Origin of the sequence: Lysobacter zhanggongensis (assembly GCF_046638635.1) — a bacterium.
In the GTDB taxonomy this organism is placed as follows: domain Bacteria; phylum Pseudomonadota; class Gammaproteobacteria; order Xanthomonadales; family Xanthomonadaceae; genus Novilysobacter; species Novilysobacter luteus.
In genome coordinates this window covers 21,881-43,914 of record NZ_JBJXHK010000004.1, presented here as the reverse complement: position 1 = coordinate 43,914, position 22,034 = coordinate 21,881, and the positions used below count along the sequence as shown (strand labels likewise).

The following is a 22,034-nucleotide window of genomic DNA, read 5'->3' as shown; positions in this document are numbered from 1 at the left end:
CTCCGCGGTCCCGAACCCCTGCCCGGATCGCCACCCGCCCGCGCACGGCCGGGTGGATGGTTTCGGCGACTTACTGCTTGCCTTCGTCCTTGACCTCGGTGAACTCGGCATCCACCACGTCGTCGGCGGCCTGGCCAGCGTCGGCCGCGCCCGCCTCGGCACCCGGCTGCTGGGCCTGTGCGGCGGCGAACAGGGCCTGCGCCGCGGTTTCCAGTGCCTTCGACTTGGCCTCGATCTGGCCCTTGTCGTCGCCCTTCATCGCGGTCTCCAGCTCGGAGATGGCCGCCTCGGTGGCACCAATGGCCTCGCCCGGCAGCTTCTCGCCCTGCTCCTTGATGGTGGTGCGGGCCATGTGGATCAGGCCGTCGGCCTGGTTGCGGGCCTGCACCAGCTCCTGGAACTTCTGGTCCTCCTCGCGATTGGCCTCGGCGTCGGCGACCATCTTCTGGATCTCCTCCTCCGACAGGCCCGAGCCGGCCTTGATCTCGACCTTCTGCTCCTTGCCGGTCTTCTTGTCCTTGGCGGTCACGTGGACGATGCCGTTGGCGTCGATGTCGAACGACACCTCGACCTGCGGCATGCCGCGCGGCGCCGGCTCGATGCCGGACAGGTCGAAGCGGGCCAGCGACTTGTTGTAGCGGGCCTGCTCGCGCTCGCCCTGCAGCACGTGCACGGTGACCGCGGACTGGTTGTCCTCGGCGGTCGAGAAGGTCTGCGAAGCCTTGGTCGGCACCGTGGTGTTCTTCTCGATGATCTTGGTGAACACGCCGCCCAGGGTCTCGATGCCCAGGCTCAGCGGGGTCACGTCGAGCAGCAGCACGTCCTTGACGTCGCCGGCGAGCACGCCGCCCTGAATCGCCGCACCGATCGCCACCGCCTCGTCGGGGTTGACGTCCTTGCGCGGCTCCTTGCCAAAGAACTCGGTCACCGCCTGCTGCACCTTCGGCATGCGGGTCTGGCCACCGACCAGGATCACCTCGTTGATGTCGCTGGCGCGCACGCCGGCATCATTGAGCGCGGTCCGGCACGGCTCGATCGTCTTCTTGACCAGGTCCTCGACCAGCGACTCGAGCTTGGCCCGGGTCAGCTTGATGTTGAGGTGCTTGGGGCCGGTCGCGTCGGCGGTCACGTACGGCAGGTTGACCTCGGTCTGCTGCGCGGTCGACAGCTCGATCTTCGCGCGCTCGGCCGCGTCCTTCAGGCGCTGCAGGGCCAGCGGGTCCTGGCGCAGGTTGATGCCCTGGTCCTTCTGGAACTCCTCGACCAGGTAGTCGATGACGCGCTTGTCGAAGTCCTCGCCACCCAGGAAGGTGTCGCCGTTGGTGGCCAGCACCTCGACCTGCATCTCGCCGTCGACCGAGGCGATTTCGATGATCGAGACGTCGAAGGTGCCGCCGCCGAGGTCGTACACGGCCACCTTGCGGTCACCGCCCTTCTTGTCCATGCCGTAGGCCAGTGCGGCCGCGGTCGGCTCGTTGATGATGCGCTTGACCTCCAGGCCCGCGATCTTGCCCGCGTCCTTGGTGGCCTGGCGCTGGCTGTCGTTGAAGTACGCCGGCACGGTGATGACCGCCTCGGTGACGGTCTCGCCCAGGTAGGCCTCGGCGGTCTTCTTCATCTTGGCCAGCACCTCGGCCGAGATCTGCTGCGGCGCCATCTTCCGGCCGTCGGCGGTCGCCACCCACGCGTCGCCGTTCTCGTGCTGGATGATCGAGTACGGCACCAGGTCGAGGTCCTTCTGGACTTCGGCGTCGGTGAACTTGCGTCCGATCAGGCGCTTGACCGCGTAGAAGGTGTTCTTGGGGTTGGTGACGGCCTGCCGCTTGGCCGACGCACCCACCAGCACCTCGCCGTCCTTGGTGTAGGCGACGATGGACGGGGTGGTGCGGTCGCCTTCGGCGTTCTCGATGACCCTGGCCTTGCCGCCGTCCATGATCGCCACGCAGGAATTGGTCGTGCCCAGGTCGATACCGATGATCTTGCCCATGGTGTTGCTCCCTCTCGAATCTCGTTGTGTTCTGGGGCGGCCCGCAGCCGCCAATGTCCGCTATCTGGGGTCGCCTGCCACGGGTTCAAGCATCCGTGGCGGCGCGGCCGCTCAGTCGGTCCGGCTCACCACGACCAGCGCCGGGCGCAGCAGGCGTTCGTTCAGCAGCCAGCCCTTCTGGTAGACCTGCACCACGTGCCCGGCGGCGTGCTCGTCGCTATCGACCATGCTCATCGCCTGGTGGTGGTCGGGGTTGAACGGCTGGCCGACCGGATTCACCTCGACCAGGCCGTTGTCGGCGCCGACCTTCAGCAATTGCCGGAGCGTCAGCTCCATCCCCTCGCGCAGCGGCCCGTTGTCGCCGCCGGCCGCGCCCAGGCCAGCTTCCAGGCTGTCGATGACCGGTAGCAGGTCGGCCAGCAGGCGCTCGTTGGCGAACTTGCGGGCGGTGTCGCGTTCGCGCTCGAGCCGCTTACGCTGGTTCTCCAGGTCGGCGCGGTCGCGCAGGGTGTCCTCGCGCACCTGGGCCAGTTCGGCCTGTAACGCCTCCAGCTCGGCGGCAAGGGGGGAGATCTCGTTATCGGCGGAGGCCTGCTCGGCGGCTTCCTTCATCGGTTCGGTGGTCATGCGTGGCCCTGTTCTGGCGCGCGGCGGCGCGATTTCCTTGACAGAGCCGAGCAATGGGGCCGGCGGGCGGCAATTCAAGCGTCGCCCGGCCGTCCCACGTCACGCGCGAAGGCGCCCCCAAGGGCGTCCGCCGCGGCCTCCACCACGGGTATCACACGCTCGTAGGCCATCCGGGTCGGACCGATGACGCCCAGTACGCCCAGCACCTGGCCACCGGCGGCGTAGGGGGCGGTCACCAGCGACATGCCCTCCAGCGGCGCCAGGCCGGTCTCCTCGCCGATGAAGATCCGCACGCCGGGCGCGTGGACGGTCCGCTCGAGCAACTGGAGGATCTCGCGCTTGCGGGCGAAGGCTTCGAACAGTTCACGCAGGCGGTCCAGGTCGGACAGGTCCTGCAGGCCCATCAACCGGGTCTGCCCCGCCAGCACCATGTCGTCGCTGTCGGGCGCAAGCACGTGCTCGGCCAGTTCTATCGAGCGTGCCAGTAGCGATTCCATCTCGCTGCGGGCCGAACGCAACTCGTGCAGCAGGATGGTGCGTATCTCGCTTACCGGGCGCCCGGCGAAATGGTGGTTGAGGTAGTTGGCGACCCGCTCCAGCTCGCCCGGGGCGTAGCTGGTCCTGGTCTGGATGATCCGGTTCTGCACCTCGTTGTCGGCGAACACCACGATCGCGAGCACGCGCTGGCTGTCGACCTGCACGAACTCCACGCGCCGGAACGCGAACTGCTCGCGCTTGGGCACGCTGACAACGCCGACGAAGCGGGTCATCGCCGACAGCAGCTCCGACGCGCTGCCCAGCAATGCCTGGGTCCCGGTGCCCGACGGCAGCTCGCCGCGCAGCCGCGCCAGCTCGCTGTCGGGCAGCGGCCGCACCTGCAGGAGCGAGTCGACGAACAGCCGGTACCCCTGGGCGGTCGGCACCCGGCCGGCGGAAGTATGCGGCGCACTCAGGAGACCGACCTCCTCGAGGTCGGACAGGATGTTGCGAATCGTCGCTGCACTTACGTCCAGCCCTGCGTGCCGGGCCAGGGTCTGCGAGCCGACCGGCTCGCCACTGCGGATGTAGCGCGCGATCAGCGTGCGAAGCAGATGGCGGGCGCGCGGGTCGAGCGTGTGCGGGTCCGGCGCGTGCGTGTCGGGGCTGGAATCGGGGCGGGTGGCATCGCGACGGCGGCTCATGGCCCGGGTATAAGGCGGCGGCCGCGCTCGCGCAAGCCGCAGCTCATCCAGTGAGACCGGGCCGTGCTTGCATCCGCGTCCGCGCCCCCTGCCCTCCAACCCCACGCCGCCTTAAACTCGCCGCCACATGCTTACCCATCTCAGCCTCAAGCATTTCGCCGTTGTCGAGGAAGCCGAACTCACCTTCGGGCCGGGCCTGACCGTGATCTCGGGTGAAACCGGCGCGGGCAAGTCGTTGCTGGTCGACGCGCTGGGCCTGCTGTCCGGCCTGCGCGCCGACAGCGGCGTGGTCCGGCACGGGGCCGAGCGTGCCGAAGTCGTCGGTGGGTTCGCGCTCGACGACGTGCCCGCCGCTCGCGACTGGCTGCAGGCCGCCGAGCTCGACGACGCTGATGGCACGGCCTGCCTGCTCCGCCGCGTGGTGCGGGCCGACGGCGGTTCACGCGCGTGGATCAATGGGCGCCCGGTCACGATCGGGCAGCTGGCCGAACTGGCCGCGCTGCTGGTCGAGATCCACGGGCAGCACGAGCACCAGGCGCTGATGGCCCGTGGCAGCCAGCTGGCGCTGCTGGATGCCTTTGGAAGGACAGACGCCGAACGCGCCGCCGTGACCACGGCCGCCACGCACTGGAGCACCCTGCTCGGCGAGCGCGAACGGCTTAACCAGCAGGGCGACGTGTCGGACCGGATCGAATGGCTTGAGCACCAGCATGCCGAGCTGGAGCGCGAAACCCTTGAGCCCGGGTCGATTGCCGAGCTGCAGGCCGACCACCGTCGCCAGGCCCACGCTGCCGACCTGATCGCCGCCTGCGACAGTGTGTTCGGACGGCTCGGTGGCGATGACGACGGTGCCGTGGCGCGCGAACTCGGCCGTGCCCGCAGTGAACTGCAGCGGGTGGCCGAACACGAACCGCGCCTGGACGAGGTCGACGGCATGCTCGACGCCGCCGCGATCCAGATCGATGAGGCCCTGAGCTTGCTGGACCGCATCCGCTCCGATCTGGACCTGGATCCTTCCCAGTTCGACCGCATCGAGCAGCGCCTCGGCCGGCTGCACGAACTGGCGCGCAAGCACCGCGTCACGCCGGAGGAGTTGTTTGGCCAGCGCGAGCGCATCGCGCTGGAGCTGGAACAGCTGCGCGGCGCCGGCCAGCGCCTGGACGCGCTCGATGGCGAGATCGTCGCCGCCCGGTCGGCCTGGCGCAGTGCCGCCGACGTGCTCGGCGACCGGCGACGCACGGCCGCCCAGGCACTCGCCGCCGCCACCACGGCGCTCATCGGCGAACTGGGAATGGGCGGCGGACGTTTCGACATTACCGTTGAGCCGGTCGAAGTTGACCGACCCGATCCGCAGGGGGGCGAGCGGGTTGAGTTCCTCGTCGCGGCCAATCCCGGGCAACCGGCACGCGCGCTTCGCAAGGTCGCGTCGGGCGGCGAGCTGTCGCGCATCTCGCTCGCGATCGAAGTGGCCGCGCTTGGGCTCGACACCGTGCCGACGATGGTCTTCGACGAGGTCGACTCCGGCATCGGCGGTGGTGTCGCCGAGATCGTCGGACAGAAGTTGCGCGCGCTTGGCGCCAGCCGCCAGGTGCTGTGCGTGACCCACCTGCCGCAGGTCGCCGCGCAGGGACACGCGCACTACCGGGTCAGCAAGGCAGCCAGCGAGGGCGTGACCCAGAGCCAGGTGGGCCTGCTGGACGCGAAACAGCGACAGGAAGAGCTCGCCCGCATGCTCGGCGGCGTGGAGTTGACCCGAGAGGCGCGAGCCGCGGCGAAACGGTTGTTGAGCGACGTCGGCTGAGCCGAAGCTGGCAGCGCCGGATCCGGTTGCGTCAGCGCTTCTTGCGTACGTACAGCACCAGCGAGTGCTCCTCGATCTGGTAGCCGTGCTCGGCGGCGATCCTCGCCTGGAGTTCCTCGATCTCGGAGCTTTCGAACTCGATGATCTTGCCGGTCTCGATGTCGACCATGTGGTCGTGGTGCTGGCCACGGTCGAGCTCGTACACCGACTGCCCCGACTCGAAGTTGTGCTTGAGCACGAGGCCGGCCGCCTCGAACTGCGTGAGCACCCGATAGACGGTCGCAAGCCCGATGTCCTCGCCCTGGTCCAGCAACAGGCGGTAGATGTCCTCGGCCGTCATGTGACGGGGCTTGGCCTGCTCGAGCAGCTGCAGGATCCGCATCCGGGGATGCGTCACCTTGAGGCCAGCCTTGCGAAGGTCCTGCGATTCCATGAAGGCTCCTTGGGGTGGTCTCGTCGTCCACCGGGGCGCGCATCCGCCACCTGCGGACACGTCCGTAATACCGGATGAACGCGACAGCCGGGAGACTGCGCCGGCAATGCATCAGTGTATCATCGGGCTTCTGTCCGCCTCCCGCTCGAACCGATGCCCAAGCACCCGATGCGTACGCTCCTGCTCGCCCTTTCCGTCGCCCTGATCGCTTCGGGCTGCGGCATCGTCTACCGCCAGCCGATCTTCCAGGGCAACCTGCTGGAATCGTCCCAGGTCGAGCAGTTGCAGGCCGGCATGAGCAAGCAGCAGGTGATCGGGATGCTCGGCACGCCGTCGATCCAGGACCCGTTCCACCACGACCGCTGGGACTACACCTCCACCCAGCGCACCGACCGCCTTGCGCACACTCGGATCAAGACATTGACGCTCTGGTTCGAAAACGACCAGCTGGCGCGCTGGGAAGGCGAGTACTTCCCGGAGCAGGATTCGGACCTGGCCAAGTCGGCACGCAAGCAGTTCGGCCCGAACCTGGCCAAGGACAAGAAGTAATCTTGGAAAGCCCGCCTGCACGAGCAGGCCAGGCGCTTCCTTAGCCGGCCCGTTGGCCGGCGCGGCGCCGGCGGGCTTCCTTGGGGTCGACCAGCAGCGGGCGCAGCAGCTCCACCCGGTCACCGTCGTGCAGCATGGTGGTCGCATCGGCGACCACGCCGAACACGGCGTATTCCACCGGCCCGGACGTGCCCGCCCACCCGGCCGCCTGCAGTGCATCCGCCACCCGGGCGCCGTCGGGAAGTTCGACTTCGATCCAGTCGAACCGCCGCGGCCATGCCCGGACCAGGGCGACCTTCATTCGCCGCCGCGGTCCGCGACCCGGATGAAGTCGTCGACCATGCGGTCGGCCAGGCTCTGGAACCCGAGCGCCATCGCCGGCCCGAGCAGCCGCACCTTGGGTTCGAAGTCCAGTGTCAGGGTGACCTTGCACGCGGACTCGTCCAGCGCGTGGAACTCCCACCGCCCGGCCAGGCGGCGGAACGGCCCGTCGACCAGTTTTAGGTCGATGTGGTGCGGCTCGGACATGGTGTTCTCGGTGGTGAACCACGTCCTCAGTGCACCCAGGCCGAGGTCCAGCTGCGCAACCATGCGTCCTTCGGAGGACTCCAGCACCTTAGCGCCGTCGCACCAGTCGAACCGTCGCGGGTAGGCCGCCACGTCGTTGACCAGCGCAAACATGCGCGCGGCGGAGTGTTCGACGAGGGCGGTACGGCGGATGCTGGGCACGGATGGCTGCTTTTCAGTGGGTCGCGCCTCGCGTATCGACCCCGCAATCAGGGACAATGGCGCGATGGCCAAGAGCAAGAACAAGACGGGCAAGGATAAGGGAAACGGCGGCACCATTGCGCTCAACAAGCGCGCACGCCACGACTACCACCTTGAAGAACGCTTCGAGGCGGGGCTCGCCCTTCAGGGGTGGGAGGTCAAATCGATCCGTGCCGGGCGCGCCAACATCGGCGAAAGCTACGCGGTGGTGCGCGACGGCGAGATCTTCCTGTTCGGGGCGCAGATGACCCCGCTGATCTCGGCCTCCACCCACGTGGTGGCCGACGAACGCCGGACCCGCAAGTTGCTGCTGCACCGCCGCGAGATCGACAACCTGATCGGCCGCGTGCAGCGCGACGGCTATACCGTGGTGCCCACCTCGATGTACTGGAAGGGCAACCGGATCAAGATCGAGCTCGCGCTGGCCAAGGGCAAGCAGGACCACGACAAGCGCCAGGCCAACAAGGACCGTGACTGGGCGCGCGAGAAACAGCGCGTGATGCGCCGGCACAACAAGGACGCCTGAGCCGCCACCCGCGAACCGCCGCGAAGGCACTCAGCCCTGCTCGCGCACCTCGCCGGGCAGGGTGAAGTAGAACGTGGCGCCCTGCCCCGGCCGACCCTCTGCGCGGATGCTGCCGCCGTGGCGCTCGACAATCCGCTTGACCGACGCAAGGCCGATGCCGTGACCGGCGAACTCGCTCTGGTCATGCAGCCGCTGGAACGGCCGGAACAACTTGTCCACGTACTCCTGGTCGAAGCCGGCCCCGTTGTCACGGATGAAGAACTCCACCGCATTACGGCCGAACTCGATCCGCGGGTCCGCCGTGCCGCGGGTGAATTTCCATGCGTTGCCTAGCAGGTTCTCCAGCAGGTTGCGCAGCAGCGACGCGTCGCCTTCGGCAACCAGGTCTCCGTGGATCTCCACTTCGACCGGGTGGTCGGGATCGCCGGCTCGCAGGTCGTCCACCAGTTCGGCAGCCATACGACCGAGGTCGACCCGCTCGTGGCGCAGTGCACTGCGCGTCACGCGGGACATCTTCAACAGCGCGTCGATGAGCTCGCCCATGCGGTTGGCGGCCTTCCGGACGCGCTCCAGGTAGCCCTGGCCAGCCTCGTCGAGGGTGGCGGCATAGCGTTCGGCCAGCACCTTGCTGAAGCCGTCGATCGCCCGCAACGGGGCGCGCAGGTCGTGCGACACGCTGTAGGCGAAAGCTTCCAGCTCCTGGTTGGCCTGGCTCAGTTCGCGTGTCCGCATGGCGACGCGGTGTTCCAGTGTGCGGTTGAGCGCGTGTACCCGCGCCTCGGCCTGGAGACGCTCGGTGACATCCTCGGCCTGCACCAGGCCGACCACGTCCTGGCCAACGCTGCCCGGGACGGGTGCGTAGGTGAGTTGGGCTTGGCGCGGCTCACCGCCATCGCGATGGAGCCGGCGGGTTTCGCGTCGAACGCTGTCGCGCCGGTCCCCACCGGTGCCGAACTCGTGCGCAGCGTCGCCGGCGTCCTCGAACAATCCGTGGAAGCGCTCGCCAACCAGCGTCTCCGGCGGGCGCCCGACGATCCGTGCAAACGCCGGGTTGGCCTGGACAATGCACCCGTGGCTGTCCAGCAACACCTTGCCGATTGCCGAGTACTCCATCGCGGTGCGGAACCGCTCCTCGCTACGCCGGTAGTTCTCCGTCAATCCCAGCGCGATCCTGTGGGCGCGCGACTCGGTCTGTGCAAGCATCCAGGCGATCGCGTACATCAGCAGCGATGCGAACAGTCCCAGCGCCAGCGTCGCCTGCAGGTTCTGGAGTCGCGGCACGGCCTGCTCCAGCGGCGGCGACTCGAACTCCAGCAGCCAGCGCCTGCCGTAATGGGAGACCTCTTCCGAATGGTGGAACGCTGGCGGCTGCTGCACCTCGTCACTGACAGAAACGTAGAGCAGGCTCCGGCCGTGCGTGACGTCGGTGATGCGGAACCGCATCGGGTTTTCGCCCAGTGCCTCGCGGACAAACTCGTCGACCCGGAGCGGGACATACACCCAGCCCAGCATTGCCGACTGGCGTTCAGCGACGGACTCCGGACGCGCCCCGTCCCGATACACCGGCAGGTACAGCAACAGGCCGGTGCGCGAAGTGGCACCGTCCTGGATCAGGTGCACCGGCCCCGACAGCGATGCCTTGCCGCTCTCCAGTGCCGCTTCCATCGCCGCCTTCCGAGCCGGCTCGGAGTACATGTCGAAGCCGATCGCCTGGACATTCTCCGCGCTCCTGGGCTCCAGGTAGAGGATCGGCCCGTAGTGGTCGCGCTCACCCTCGGGACGGACGCGCAGCACGCCCCAGCCGGTTTCGCGCCACTCGTTCTGGAGGTCCTGCAACCGGTTGCCGCTGACATACCCGGCAAAGCCGAGCCCGACCATGCCGGGAAAGCGCGAACCGATCCCCATGCCGTCGGCGAATCCGTACCACTGCGTCGGAGTGGGACGGTCGACCGACGCGAACAGCGCAGCGCCGCCGCCGGCCACCAGCTCGTAGTTGATGATGCGCTGTTTGAGCAGCTCGGTCGCTTCCTGGGTGTTGGAAACGAAACGCGCGTCTGCCGCGCGCAGCTCGCGGTCGTAGGCCAGTTGCCACAACGCCAGCACGGACGCCAGCGACGCCAGCAGCACCACCAGCGCCCACAGGTGGCCGCGCAGGGGCCGCAGGCGCTCGCGCAGGCTTGGCTTATCGGGGTCGGCGGCGTGGTCGTCCATGGCGCCTCAAGCATACAAGGGCGCGGGCCCGGCTGAACCGCCGGTAGCGTGGTGTTGCGCGGGCCTTGAGGACGGCGCCGGCAGCCCTATACTGGCCAGGTCAGCGAACTTGTAGTTCCCCGGGGGTGCACTGGCTTCGACGGGGGTCGCGAAATCGCTTGGCGCATGCCGAGGGGGTAGCTTTCCTCGTAAATCCAGCTGCAAAACTCTAGTTGCCAACGACGACAACTACGCACTGGCCGCTTAAGGCCTAAGCCCCGAAATCGCTTGTGTCCGTGCTCGCGACGTAGGGTCATCATCACGGAATCGCCGGGAGTGGCCGCCTGCCAGCACCCGGTTAACCTATAGCAGGCTGGTCCCCTGATGCGCTTTGCGCGCCGTGCTGTCAGGGGACGAGATCCAACGGCGAGCTAAGCATGTAGTGCCGGGGATGGAGTGCCTTCGGACGCGGGTTCGATTCCCGCCACCTCCACCATCAACAGCAGACGAGCCCGCCCTCAAGGCGGGCTCTTCTGTTTGTCGGCTCGGTGCCTGCTGAGCGCGGGTCGCAGGGCGACGTCGCCGGGCGGCGAGCCGATCGCCCGATCTTGCGGAAAGCGCGGCGTGAATGCGACGCGTACACATCCGGCTCACCCGCGGATTACGCCCGGCTTGGTATCCAGAAGCGCCCTCCCCCCGGAGTCCTACCATGCAGGCACTGACCTACCACGGTGCAAAAGACGTGCGTGTCGAATCCGTCCCCGACCCCGTCATCCTGGAACCCGACGACATCCTGTTGCGCGTTACCGCCACCGCGATATGCGGCTCGGACCTGCACCTGTACCGCGGCAAGATCCCGATGGTCCACGACGGCGACATCCTCGGCCATGAATTCATGGGCGTGGTCGAAGAGGCCGGTCCGGCCGTGACCCGGTGCCGCAAGGGTGACCGCGTCGTGATTCCCTTCACCATCTCCTGCGGGGAATGCTTCTTCTGCCAGCTGCAGCAGTTCGCCTGCTGCGAGACCACCAACGACGGTCGCGGCGCGATCCTCAACCGCAAGGAGCTCACCCCGCCGGCGGCGCTGTTCGGGTACAGCCATCTGTATGGCGGCGTCCCCGGCGGCCAGGCCGAGTTCGTGCGGGTACCCAAGGCCAACGTCGGGCCGCTGGTCGTGCCTGGCAGCCTGGGCGACGAGCAGGTGCTGTTCCTGTCCGACATCCTGCCGACGGGCTACCAGGCGGTGATCAATGCCGAGGTCGGCGAAGGTTCGACCGTGGCGATCTTCGGCGCCGGGCCGGTCGGGCTGATGGCGGCGGCTTGCTGCCGGATGCTGGGCGCCGAGCGGATCTTCATGGTCGACCACCATCCCTACCGGTTGGACTTCGCTGCGCAGGCCTACGGTGTCATACCGATCAACTTCGACCAGTGCGACGACCCGGCGGGGCTGATCGTGGAACAGACGGGCTATCGCGGCGTCGACGCCTGCATCGAGGCGGTGGGGTTCGAGGCCAAGGGCAGCACGACCGAGACCGTCCTGACCGCTGTCAAGCTCGAAGGCAGCAGCGGCAAGGCGCTCCGCCAGTGCATCGCAGCAACCCGGCGCGGCGGCATCGTCAGCGTCGCCGGCGTCTATGCCGGTTTCATCCACGGCTTCCTGTTCGGCGACGCGTTCGACAAGGGGCTGACCTTCCGGATGGGACAGACCCACGTGCAACGGTTCATGCCGGAACTGCTGGGTTTCATCGAGGACGGTCGGCTCGCGCCCGAGATCATCATCTCCCACCGCATGAAGCTCGCCGACGCGGCGCGGGGGTACGAAATGTTCGAGGAGAAGCAGGACGACTGCCGCAAGGTCGTGCTGACTCCCTGACCCATGGCGACGGCATCCAGACCCCGCAAAGCGGAGATCGGCGGCACCGCCCTGCTGATCGTTGACATGATCAACCCCCTCGACTTCGAGGGGGGCAAGGCAATGCGTCCCCAGGCCGCCGAGGCGGCCCGACGGATCGCCACGCTGAAGCAGCGGCTGAAGCGCGACGGCGTGCCCGTGGTGTACGTCAACGACAACTTCATGCACTGGCAGGTCGACTTCAGCGCGCTGGTCGCCATCTGCCAGCACGATGGCAGCCTGGGGGCGGAGCTGGCCCGATGCCTGCCGCCGGAACCGGACGACTACTTCGTGCTCAAGCCCAAGCATTCGGGATTCTTCGACACGCCGCTGGCGATCCTGCTTGCCAAGCTCGGAGCCAAGCGCCTGGTGATTACCGGCGTCGCCGCCGACGGCTGCGTACTGACCACGGCCACCGACGCCCACATGAGGGAATTCGCCGTCCATGTCCCCCGAGACTGCGTCGCCTCGATCAGTGCGCAACGCACCGAGCGCGCGCTGGCCCTGATGAAGGATTCGATGAACATTGACGTACGCACCGCCCGGTATGCACGCGCCTGACCGCGCCCGATGAAAGATTCAGAGACGTGGTTTGCAGTTCGCCTCGGATTGGGCCGAGAATGGCGAAGGCAGGGGGGCAGTTCAGGGAGGGAATTCCATGTCGACTGAAACCGCATCACCGTCCACGCCCAGCTACGTCGATTTTGACGGCGAGCTCGACTACTGGCGCGCGCATTACCCCAACGCGCCTTTTTGCCGGCCAGGACTGTCGTACGAGGACTACGAGCCCGCACTGAAACTGGGCATCAACGCGTTCCTGCATGGGCAGGTGGAGCTGTTTGAGCACCACGGCGAGGACCTGGCGGAGGCTTACTACCGCACGCGGGGCCGCAGCCCGCTGGACTGGAACGAAGCCCAGCCCGCGGCCGCTGCGGCATGGCGCCGGATGCACGAAAAACGCGTCGCGGCGTAACCACGCCCGGCCGGAAGAAAAGGGCGGGAGCCGCTCGCGCCACGCCTGGAAGAAAGGGCGCGAGCCGTGCTCGCGCCCTCGGCGGTCAATGGCTGCGCTTGAGCATTTCGCCTCGTGCCTGTTCGGCCCGCGACGCGCCGATCTTGGTCTCGACGTTCTTGACCTCCTCCGGCGGCGGGAGCACGGCCGGCAACCCAAGGGCACCCATCCACAGCTCCCGCGTCCAGCCGGTGGTGTGGTAGAGGTGGTGGTCCTCCTGCTGTTCGACAGCCTCGAAAGCCTGCTTCAGCACCGAGCCTTCCTTGCCCGTGGCCTTCTTGGACACGTGCCCGATGAGCTCCCAGTTGAGGTGATCCTTGGTCTCCGCCAGCACCACGCACTCACCCGCGACCAGCTCGGCCGCCACCGGGTCGCCGGCCTTCATCGCCATCTGCATCGCCGCGACGTAGGACTGCCCCAGGTGGGCGACGACCTCGCGGCCCGGGGTGCGCACTTCCGGATCCAGTCCGAGCTCGCTGAAGACATTGAGCAGCACCTTGCGGTGCGTGCGGGTTTCTTCGAGGTACTCCTGCCATTCCTTGCGGAGGTCGTCGTTGACCGCGCACTCGATCGCCATCTCGTAGATCTTCGCGCCGCCGATCTCGGTTTCCAACGCCTGGTAAAGCAACTCGTGCAACTGGGCCTGGTCGTGCTTACTGGTAACCATTGCATACTCCTGCGGGTTCTGTCCGGCGATGCCGGTGGGGGGAAGGCGCATCGCACCTGGGACCAGCCTATGCGCGACGCGTGGCGGCACCGTAAAGCCCGGCCCACGCGTTGCTCACGCCTCCTTAGCAGGCAGGTCGTATCGTGACCGAAAGGGCGCCGGGCCCAAGGGATCGCACAATGAACGCCAATTTGCCGCGCACTGAAAACACGACATCCGCCGAGCCGCAGGACGCCGAAGAGCGTAAGCGGCACGAGAACGAGAACCAGGACGAAGCGCTGGAGGAAACCTTCCCCGCAAGCGACCCGGTGTCACCGTTTATTCCGGCCAAGACCCCGGACTGACTGCGAACGGCCGCGACTGCTAGACGCTTTCCAGGGCGGCGCAGTCCGCCAGCGGCAGATAGAGCCGCACGGCGGCAGAGCCATCGGGCGCATCGACGCCTGCGAGCTCCCCCCCGTGCGCGTCCGCGATTGAACGCGCAACCAGCAAGCGCATTCCGAGCCCTTCGTCGAAGGGCGCGGCCTGGGGTTGTTGGAACAGGGTGTCGCGCTCGTCCTGGTCCTGCCAGCCGCTACCGGGCGCTGCAACCAGCAGTCGCACGCGTCCGCGGTCTGCGTTGGCCTCGACGCGCACTTGCGGCGCGCGGGTGCCGAGGAACTCCACGAGTGCCTCGAGCAACTGCAGGATGCGCTGCACGTCCACCTCGACGCAGGCTTCGTCCAGCTGCGGCACCGCCTCCAGTGCGACTCCCGCGCCGAGGTTGGCCGCCGCCAGATCCAGCAGCATTGGCACGGTGACCACCTCGCGGTAGGTGACCAGCCGGGCCTCACGCGCGCGGACCCAGTCGGATACCTCCTGCACCATGCTGCTCAGCCGCCGGGTCTGACGGTCGATGATGTCCAGCAACTCGACGCGGCGATCCTCGTCCAGGTCATCGCGCTTGAGCAGGTAGGCCGCGGTCTGCAGCGGCGACAGTGGGCCGCGCAGATCGTGGGCGAGCCGACCGAGGAACTGCGGCGTCGGGTCTGGGGCTTCCTGCACAACGGACCCCGCATGCGGTTTGCGCTCATCCATCGACCTGCTCCCTGCGCGTCGTGTCGCGCACCGGTTGCGTGCACAACTGCCGGATGGCATCGAGCGAAGGTGGCTTGACCAGGTGTTCGTCGAAGCCGGCCTCCCGGGTCCGGCGGCGATCCTCCGGCTGTCCCCAGCCGGTCACCGCCACGATCTCCAGGTCCTCGAACCCGGGCATCGCCCGCAGGCGCGGCGCAAGCTCATACCCGCTCAGCCCGGGCATACCGACATCAAGGAACACCAGGTCGGGTTGGAACGATTCCATCTCGGCGACTACCGCATGGGGGTCGTAGAGCCGCCGCACCTGGTGCCCCAGCATCTCGATCATCATCGCCAGCGTGTCGGCGGCATCGCGGTTGTCGTCGACCACCAGCACGCGCTTGTGCATTTCTTCCGTGGTCGATGCCGGTGCCGCCGGGGCTTCGGCTTGGGGCTCGGGTTGGTGCATCGGCAGCGAGACGGTGAAGCATGCGCCGGCGCCCAGCCCGTCGCTCGCCGCAGACACCTCGCCCCCGTGCATCTCGACCAGCCGGCGGACCAGGGTCAGGCCAATGCCGAGCCCGCCGTGGGCGCGGTCCACCGCGGTTTCCACCTGGGAGAACATCTCGAAGATGCGGTCCATCTGCTCGCGCGCGAGCCCGATGCCGCTGTCGCGCACCTGCACCTCGACCCGGCCACCGGGCCGGTCGGCCCGGGCTACCAGTTCGATGCGGCCATTGGCGTCGGAATATTTGGCCGCGTTGTTGAGCAGGTTGGCGAACACCTGGGACATGCGCGCCTGGTCGGCCACCAGCGGAACCGGCGTTTCGGGTACGGTCAGCACCAACTGGTGGCGCCCGTGTTCGATGGACGGACGGGCGATCTCGATCGCCGAATCGATGATCTCCTGCAGCGATGTCGCGTGCTTGCGCAAGGTCAGTTTGGCCTGGCTGATGCGCGCGATATCGAGCAGGTCGTCGATCAGGCGGACCAGCAGGCCCAGTTGCCGCTCCATCACCTGTTGAAGTGCGGGATCGCCCGGGGCGTCGGACAGTCGACGGATGCTGAGCGCGTTCTGCAGCGGCGCGAGTGGGTTGCGCAACTCGTGCGCGAGCGTCGCCAGGAACTCGTCCTTGCGACGGTCGGCCTCGCGCAGCAACTGCTCGACACGGGTGCGCTCGGCGACCTCGCCATGCAGCTCCACGTTCTGCGCACCCAGCGCAGCGTTGGCGTTGCGCAGCGACTCGTTCAGCACCTCCAGCTCGCGTTCCTGCTCGGCCTGCAACGCGCGGTTGGCCGCGGCGAGCTTGGCGTTGGCCGCCTGCAGCTCCATCCGCTTCCGATGCAGCTCGGCCAGCACCACCACCTTGCTGCGCAGGATCTCGGGGATCACCGGCACCATGACGTAATCGACCGCGCCCAGCTTGTAGCCGCGCAGGCGGTCCATGTCGGTGACGTTGACCGCGGTAACGAAGATGATCGGTGTCTTCTCGAACCGCGGGTGCTGGTGGATCAGGCTGGCGGTCTCGAAACCGTCCATGTCGGGCATGTTGACGTCGAGCAGGATGAGCGCGAACTCGTCCTCCATCAGTCGTTTCAGGGCCTCGACGCCGGAGCTGGCTTCCACCAGCTCTTCGCCCAGCGGCTCCAGGATCGCGCGGTAGGTCAACAGCCGCCCCGGCTGGTCGTCGACCAGCAGGATCTTCACCGGCTCGTCGGGGCTCTGCTGGCCCGGCACGGAGGTCAGCGATGCAGCCACAGGCGCAGCACTCCGAGCAACTGGTCGGTGACGACGGGCTTGGCGAGGTAGTCGGAGGCACCGGCCTCCAAGCACTTCTCGCGGTCGCCCTTCATCGCCTTGGCCGTCAGCGCGACGATCGGCAAGGCCCGCGAACGGGGGTCCTCGCGGATCGCACGCATGGTTTCGTAGCCATCCATGCCCGGCATCATGATGTCCATCAGCACCAGCGCGATCTCATCGTCCTCGGCCACCTTCTGGATGGCCTCCTGGCCAGTGCCGGCGGTGACGACGTCCATGCCGTGCCGTTCGAGCACGCTCGACAGCGCGAAGATGTTGCGCACGTCGTCGTCAACCACCAGCACGCGCTTGTCGCGCAGCGCGTCGTCGGACTCGTGCAGGCTCTGCACCATCCGCTGCTTGGCGGGCGGCAGGTCCGCGATGACCCGGTGCAGGAACAGCGCGGTTTCGTCGAGCAGGCGTTCGGGTGACTCCACCCCCTTGATGACGACGCTCTTGGCCGCCTTCTTCAGCCGGCGGTCCTCGTCGATGCTCAGGTCCTTGCCCGTGAACACCACCACCGGCACGTCGCGCAGCGTCGGCTCCGCCTGTAGCAGGTCCAGCAGCTCGAAACCGGTCATGTCAGGCAGGCGCAAGTCCAGCACGACGCAGTCGTAGCCGTCGCGCTTGAGCGCGTCCAGCGCTTCCTGGCCGCTGCCGACGGTGTCGATGGAGACGTCATCGTGACGGATCAGCTCCTGGATGCTCATCCGCTCGGCGGCGTCGTCCTCCACCACCAGCAGGCGCTTGACGCGCGGCAGGGTGTAGTCCTTGATCCGCTGCAACGCGGCGTCGATGGTCTCGGTGGTGGCCGGCTTGGCCAGGTAGGAGAACGCACCACGCTCGATGCTCTGGTGGCGCTCCTCCTCCACGGTGACGATCTGTACCGGGATGTGACGGGTCTCGGAGTCCTGCTTCAGCCGCGCCAGCACCGTCCAGCCGAGCATGTCGGGCAGGAAGATATCGAGCGAGATCGCGCTCGGGCGGTAGTCCCGCACCAGCCGCAGCGCTTCGCTGCCGCGGTGCGCGACAAGGACCCGGAAGCCCTTGGAGCGCGCCATGTCGCGCAGCACGGCGGCGTAGCGGACATCGTCCTCGACCAGCAGGAGCGTCGGCTCGCCCTCCACCAACACGTCGCGGTCGTCTTCGAGTCGCTGCTGCGGCGCCTGGGTGGTTTCATCGCTGGCGGGGGCAACCAGTGCGGCACGCTCGTGGGCCCGCGCGGCACGCGCTTCGTGGGCACTGTCGGCACCGGCGTAGGACAGCGGAAGATACAGGGTGAAAGTGCTGCCCTCGCCCACCGTGCTGTGCAAGCGCAACTCGCCTCCCAGCAGGCCGGCGATCTCGCGGCTGATCGCCAGGCCGAGGCCAGTGCCCCCGTACTGGCGCGATGTGCCCGCGTCGGCCTGCTGGAAGGCTTCGAACACGATCCGCTGCTTGTCCGGCGAAATCCCGATACCGGTGTCGGTAACCTCGAAAGCGATCACCGTCGGTGCCGCATCCAGCACGGCATGGCCCTGCGTCCACCCACCCTGCGCCGGTCGTGCGGTGAGGCTGACACGTCCCTGCGCGGTGAACTTGAACGCGTTCGACAGCAGGTTCTTGAGGATCTGTTGCAGGCGCTTCGGGTCGGTGTCGAGTGCGCGACCCAGCTCGGGCGAGAAGTCGACCGAGAACTCCAGCTGGCGCCGCTCGGCCTCGTGGCGGAACGAGCGCTCCATGTTCTCGCGCAGGTGGCGGAAACTGATCTCCTCGTTGTCGACCGTGACCGTGCCGGACTCGATCTTGGACAGGTCGAGGATGTCGCTGATCAGGTGCAGCAGGTCGGTGCCGGCGCCGTGGATCGTGCTGGCGAACTCCACCTGGCGGGGCGTCAGGTTCTGGTCGACGTTCTCCGACAGTTGCTGGCCAAGGATCAGGATCGAGTTGAGCGGCGTGCGCAACTCGTGCGACATGTTGGCCAGGAACTCGGACTTGTAGCGCGAGGTCAGTGCCAGTTCCGCCGCTTTCTCCTCGAGCGCGCGGCGGGCCTGTTCGATCTGCTGGTTCTTGCGCTCCACCTCGTTCTTCTGCTCGGCCAGCAAAGCCGCCTTGAGCGCGATGTCCTCGTTGGTCTGCTGCAATTCGCGCTGCTGCGTCTGCAGCTCGCCGGCCAGCTGCTGGGACTGCGCGAGCAGACGCTCGGTGCGCATCGTCGACTCGATGGTGTTGAGCACAATGCCGATGCTGCGCGAGAGCTGGTCCAGGAACGCACGCTGGGAGACGGTGAACTCCGACAGCGAGGCCAGCTCGATGACCGCCTTGATCTGGTCCTCGAACAGCACCGGCAGCACGATCACATTGCGCGGCACCAGTTCCAACAGGCCCGAGCGGATCTGCACCGAGCTCGGGTCGACGTTCTCGACCATGATCATCCGCGCCTTCGCGGCGCACTGCCCGATCAGGCCTTCGCCGAACTCCAGGCTCGGCCGACCATCGGCCGACCCCGCACTGGCGTAGGACGCCAGCTGGCGCAGGTACGGGGTGGCGCCCGGCTCGTCACCGTCGACCACGTACATCAAGCCCTGGTGCGCATCGACGAGCGGCGCGAGTTCGGACAGCAGCATGTCGCCGAGCGTGGCGAGGTCACGCTGGCCCTGCATCATGCTGCTGAAGGTCGCCATGTTGGTCTTCAGCCAGTCCTGCTCGCGCCCGCTCTCGGTGGTCGCACGCAGCGTGCCGATCATGACGTTGATGTTGTCCTTGAGGTCGGCCAGCTCGCCGCGTACGTCCACCTGGATCTCGCGGGTCAGGTCGCCCTGGGTCACCGCGGTGGCGACCTCGGCGATCGCGCGTACCTGAGTGGTCAGGTTGGCCGCCAGCTGGTTCACGTTGCCGGTGAGGTTCTCCCAGATGCCGGCGGTGCCGGGCACCTTGGCCTGCCCGCCGAGCCGGCCTTCCACGCCGACCTCGCGCGCCACCGTGGTCACCTGGTCCGCGAAGATCGCCAGGGTGTCCGTCATCGAGTTGATCGTGTCGGCCAGCTCGGCGATCTCGCCCTTGGCCTCCACCGTCAGCTTCTTGCTCAGGTCACCGGTCGCGACCGCGGTCACCACCTGGGCGATGCCGCGCACCTGGGTGGTCAGGTTGGTCGCCATCGAGTTGACGTTGTCGGTCAGGTCGGCCCAGGTACCGGCCACCCCGGGCACGATCGCCTGTCCACCAAGCTTGCCCTCGGTGCCCACCTCGCGCGCCACGCGGGTCACCTCGGCCGCGAAGCTGTTGAGCTGGTCCACCATCGTGTTGAGGGTGTCCTTGAGCTGGAGGATCTCGCCCTGCGCGTCGACGCCGATCTTCCGCGACAGGTCGCCCTTGGCCACCGCGGTCGCGACCTCGGCGATGTTGCGCACCTGGCTGGTCAGGTTGGACGCCATCGAGTTTACGTTGTCGGTCAGGTCCTTCCACGTACCGGCCACGCCGGGCACCGCCGCCTGCCCGCCGAGCTTGCCCTCGGTGCCCACCTCGCGCGCCACGCGGGTCACCTCGGCCGCGAAGCTGTTGAGCTGGTCGACCATCGTGTTGATGGTGTCCTTCAGCTCGAGCATCTCGCCCTTCACGTCGACGCCGATCTTGCGGGACAGGTCGCCCTTCGCCACCGCGGTGGTGACCTCGGCGATGTTGCGCACCTGGCTGGTGAGGTTGGACGCCATGGCGTTGACGTTGTCGGTCAGGTCGGCCCACGTACCCGCCACGCCGGGCACGGTCGCCTGGCCGCCGAGCTTGCCTTCGGTGCCGACTTCGCGCGCCACGCGCGTCACCTCCGCGGCGAAGCTGTTGAGCTGGTCCACCATCGTGTTGATGGTGTCCTTCAGCTGCAGGATCTCGCCCTGCGCGGTCACGCCGATCTTGCGCGAGAGGTCGCCCCGCGCCACCGCCGTGGTCACCTCGGCGATGTTGCGTACCTGGCTGGTCAGGTTGGACGCCATCGCGTTCACCGAATCGGTGAGGTCGGCCCAGGTTCCGTCGACGCCGGGCACCGTTGCCTGGCCGCCCAGCTTGCCCTCGGTGCCCACCTCGCGCGCCACGCGGGTCACCTCCGCCGCGAAGCTGTTGAGCTGGTCGACCATCGTGTTGAGCGTGTTCTTGAGCTCGAGCAGCTCGCCACGCACGTCCACCGTGATCTTGCGCGACAGGTCGCCCTTGGCGACCGCGGTGGTCACCTCGGCGATGTTGCGCACCTGGCTGGTCAGGTTGGACGCCATCGAGTTCACGTGGTCGGTCAAGTCCTTCCACGTACCCGCGACGTCAGGCACCTGCGCCTGCCCGCCGAGCTTGCCTTCGGTACCGACCTCGCGCGCCACGCGCGTCACCTCGGCGGCGAAACCGTTGAGCTGGTCGACCATCGTGTTGATGGTGTTCTTGAGCGCGAGGATCTCACCCTGGGCATCCACCGCGATCTTGCGGGACAGGTCGCCCTTGGCCACCGCGGTGGTCACCTCGGCGATGTTGCGCACCTGGCTGGTCAGGTTGGACGCCATCGCGTTCACCGAGTCGGTGAGGTCCTTCCAGGTACCCGCCACGCCGGGCACGACCGCCTGGCCGCCGAGCTTGCCCTCGGTGCCCACCTCGCGTGCCACGCGGGTCACCTCGGAGGCGAAGCTTCGCAGCTGGTCCACCATCGTGTTGATGGCCTCCTTGAGCTGGGCCATCTCGCCGCGTACGTCGGCGGTGATCTTTCGCGAAAGGTCGCCGTCGGCCACCGCGATGGTCACCTCCGAGATATTGCGCACCTGCGTGGTGAGGTTGGACGCCATCTGGTTGACCGAGTCGGTCAGTTCCTTCCAGACGCCCGACACACCCTTGACCTTGGCCTGGCCACCGAGGCGGCCCGCCGTGCCGACCTCGAGCGCGACGCGCGTCACCTCGGCCGAGAATTCGCCCATCTGCTCGATCATTCGGTTGACGATCGTCGCCGACCGCAGGAACTCGCCCTGCAGCGGACGGCCGTCGGTTTCCAACGGCACGGTGCGGGTCAGGTCACCCTTGGCGACGCCGGCGGTGGCCTCGGTCATCGTCTCGATCGGGCGCACCAGGTCGTCGATCAGGCCATTGACCGACTGCTGCATGCCGAGCCAGGCACCGCCGTGGTTGGTGACGCTGAGGCGCTTGCGAGTCTGGCCCTCGCGCCCGACCACTTGCCCCACACGGTTCAATTCGTTGGCCAGGTGACGGTTGCTGGTGACGATCGCATTGAAGCAATCGGCGAGCTTGCCTTCGATGCCGTCCCAGTGGACCGGTAGCTGGACGCTGAAATCGCCATCGCGCATCGCGCACAGGGCTTCCAGCAACTGCTGGGCTGCGGCGTCGCGCGACGGCATTGCCTTGGGTTCGGTGGACATGGTGCCGCTCGGGCTGGCGGATCGCGCGGTGCGCTTGGTGCTTGACGTCACTCTTGAGCTCCCCCTGAGCAATCAAGTGATACAGGTGTGAAATTTGTACAAAACTAGCCTATCGCGCGTGAGCATCCTTTCACGACGTGTATACGGTGACGCTTCCTAAACACGCGACC

Annotated in this window: 18 protein-coding genes and 1 other RNA gene; 8 read left to right on the top strand and 11 right to left on the bottom strand. The window is 67.5% G+C overall.

Going from position 1 to position 22,034, the window contains the following annotated elements; translation table 11 throughout:
* Positions 1-70: 70 nt before the first annotated feature.
* The 3 genes from dnaK to hrcA form a co-directional block, all read right to left on the bottom strand.
* The gene (gene dnaK / locus ACKVMH_RS01605) at positions 71-1,987 is read right to left on the bottom strand and encodes a molecular chaperone DnaK (protein ID WP_215218040.1); all 1,917 of its coding nucleotides are present in this window, start codon (positions 1,985-1,987) and stop codon (positions 71-73) included.
* A 111-nt stretch (positions 1,988-2,098) separates the two neighbouring features.
* Positions 2,099-2,614: a nucleotide exchange factor GrpE gene (gene grpE, locus ACKVMH_RS01600; protein ID WP_412698991.1), complete on the bottom strand. Its 516-nt coding sequence runs from the start codon at positions 2,612-2,614 to the stop codon at positions 2,099-2,101.
* Positions 2,615-2,688: 74 nt separating this feature from the next.
* Positions 2,689-3,795, bottom strand: a complete 1,107-nt coding sequence (gene hrcA / locus ACKVMH_RS01595) for a heat-inducible transcriptional repressor HrcA (protein ID WP_215218042.1) — start codon at positions 3,793-3,795, stop codon at positions 2,689-2,691.
* A 127-nt stretch (positions 3,796-3,922) separates the two neighbouring features.
* Here hrcA and recN point away from each other — a divergent pair, with 127 nt between their 5' ends.
* A complete protein-coding gene (recN, locus tag ACKVMH_RS01590) occupies positions 3,923-5,596 on the top strand; it encodes a DNA repair protein RecN (RefSeq protein ID WP_412698990.1) in 1,674 nt (557 codons plus the stop codon).
* Positions 5,597-5,627: 31 nt separating this feature from the next.
* Here recN and fur read toward each other — a convergent pair whose 3' ends face one another.
* Positions 5,628-6,029: a ferric iron uptake transcriptional regulator gene (gene fur / locus ACKVMH_RS01585; RefSeq protein ID WP_215218044.1), complete on the bottom strand. Its 402-nt coding sequence runs from the start codon at positions 6,027-6,029 to the stop codon at positions 5,628-5,630.
* 168 nt (positions 6,030-6,197) lie between these two features.
* Here fur and ACKVMH_RS01580 point away from each other — a divergent pair, with 168 nt between their 5' ends.
* Entirely contained in the window at positions 6,198-6,578 is a 381-nt protein-coding gene (locus ACKVMH_RS01580; protein ID WP_412698989.1) for an outer membrane protein assembly factor BamE, read from the top strand.
* Positions 6,579-6,618: 40 nt separating this feature from the next.
* On the opposite strand, the gene ACKVMH_RS01575 is transcribed toward ACKVMH_RS01580, so the two are convergent.
* Together ACKVMH_RS01575 and ACKVMH_RS01570 are read right to left on the bottom strand one after the other, a co-directional pair.
* The gene (locus ACKVMH_RS01575; RefSeq protein WP_412698988.1) at positions 6,619-6,879 is read right to left on the bottom strand and encodes an RnfH family protein; all 261 of its coding nucleotides are present in this window, start codon (positions 6,877-6,879) and stop codon (positions 6,619-6,621) included.
* The gene (locus ACKVMH_RS01570) at positions 6,876-7,307 is read right to left on the bottom strand and encodes a type II toxin-antitoxin system RatA family toxin (RefSeq protein ID WP_412698987.1); all 432 of its coding nucleotides are present in this window, start codon (positions 7,305-7,307) and stop codon (positions 6,876-6,878) included. The genes ACKVMH_RS01575 and ACKVMH_RS01570 overlap by 4 nt, the downstream gene beginning before the upstream one ends.
* A gap of 64 nt (positions 7,308-7,371) precedes the next feature.
* Between ACKVMH_RS01570 and smpB the strand changes: the two genes are divergently transcribed.
* Positions 7,372-7,872, top strand: coding sequence for an SsrA-binding protein SmpB (smpB, locus tag ACKVMH_RS01565; RefSeq protein ID WP_215218048.1), 501 nt, complete (start codon positions 7,372-7,374; stop codon positions 7,870-7,872).
* 30 nt (positions 7,873-7,902) lie between these two features.
* On the opposite strand, the gene ACKVMH_RS01560 is transcribed toward smpB, so the two are convergent.
* Complete coding sequence (locus tag ACKVMH_RS01560) at positions 7,903-10,083, bottom strand: CHASE domain-containing protein (RefSeq protein WP_215218049.1); 2,181 nt, start codon at positions 10,081-10,083, stop codon at positions 7,903-7,905.
* Between the two features lie 121 nt (positions 10,084-10,204).
* Here ACKVMH_RS01560 and ssrA point away from each other — a divergent pair.
* The 4 genes from ssrA (at position 10,205) to ACKVMH_RS01540 (ending at position 12,926) form a co-directional block, all read left to right on the top strand.
* Positions 10,205-10,558, top strand: a transfer-messenger RNA (tmRNA) gene (gene ssrA, locus ACKVMH_RS01555).
* Between the two features lie 213 nt (positions 10,559-10,771).
* Positions 10,772-11,935, top strand: a complete 1,164-nt coding sequence (locus tag ACKVMH_RS01550) for a zinc-dependent alcohol dehydrogenase (protein WP_412698986.1) — start codon at positions 10,772-10,774, stop codon at positions 11,933-11,935.
* 3 nt (positions 11,936-11,938) lie between these two features.
* The gene (locus ACKVMH_RS01545) at positions 11,939-12,514 is read left to right on the top strand and encodes a cysteine hydrolase family protein (protein WP_412698985.1); all 576 of its coding nucleotides are present in this window, start codon (positions 11,939-11,941) and stop codon (positions 12,512-12,514) included.
* Between the two features lie 97 nt (positions 12,515-12,611).
* Positions 12,612-12,926 carry a hypothetical protein gene (locus ACKVMH_RS01540; RefSeq protein ID WP_412698984.1) on the top strand — a complete coding sequence of 105 codons (315 nt, stop codon included), beginning with the start codon at positions 12,612-12,614 and terminating at the stop codon, positions 12,924-12,926.
* 85 nt (positions 12,927-13,011) lie between these two features.
* On the opposite strand, the gene ACKVMH_RS01535 is transcribed toward ACKVMH_RS01540, so the two are convergent.
* Entirely contained in the window at positions 13,012-13,632 is a 621-nt protein-coding gene (locus ACKVMH_RS01535; RefSeq protein WP_412698983.1) for a ferritin-like domain-containing protein, read from the bottom strand.
* Between the two features lie 179 nt (positions 13,633-13,811).
* On the opposite strand from ACKVMH_RS01535, the gene ACKVMH_RS01530 reads away from it, so the two are divergent.
* Positions 13,812-13,976 carry a hypothetical protein gene (locus ACKVMH_RS01530; RefSeq protein WP_215218054.1) on the top strand — a complete coding sequence of 55 codons (165 nt, stop codon included), beginning with the start codon at positions 13,812-13,814 and terminating at the stop codon, positions 13,974-13,976.
* Between the two features lie 19 nt (positions 13,977-13,995).
* Here the strand turns inward: ACKVMH_RS01530 and ACKVMH_RS01525 are convergent, their stop codons facing one another.
* From ACKVMH_RS01525 to ACKVMH_RS01515, 3 genes are read right to left on the bottom strand one after another with little or no spacing between them, the layout of a single operon-like run.
* A complete protein-coding gene (locus ACKVMH_RS01525) occupies positions 13,996-14,709 on the bottom strand; it encodes a sensor histidine kinase (RefSeq protein ID WP_412698982.1) in 714 nt (237 codons plus the stop codon).
* Positions 14,702-16,447 carry a response regulator gene (locus ACKVMH_RS01520; protein ID WP_215218056.1) on the bottom strand — a complete coding sequence of 582 codons (1,746 nt, stop codon included), beginning with the start codon at positions 16,445-16,447 and terminating at the stop codon, positions 14,702-14,704. Before ACKVMH_RS01520 ends, ACKVMH_RS01525 begins: the two co-directional genes overlap by 8 nt.
* Positions 16,432-21,864: a HAMP domain-containing protein gene (locus tag ACKVMH_RS01515; RefSeq protein WP_412698981.1), complete on the bottom strand. Its 5,433-nt coding sequence runs from the start codon at positions 21,862-21,864 to the stop codon at positions 16,432-16,434. The genes ACKVMH_RS01520 and ACKVMH_RS01515 overlap by 16 nt, the downstream gene beginning before the upstream one ends.
* Positions 21,865-22,034: the final 170 nt, after the last annotated feature.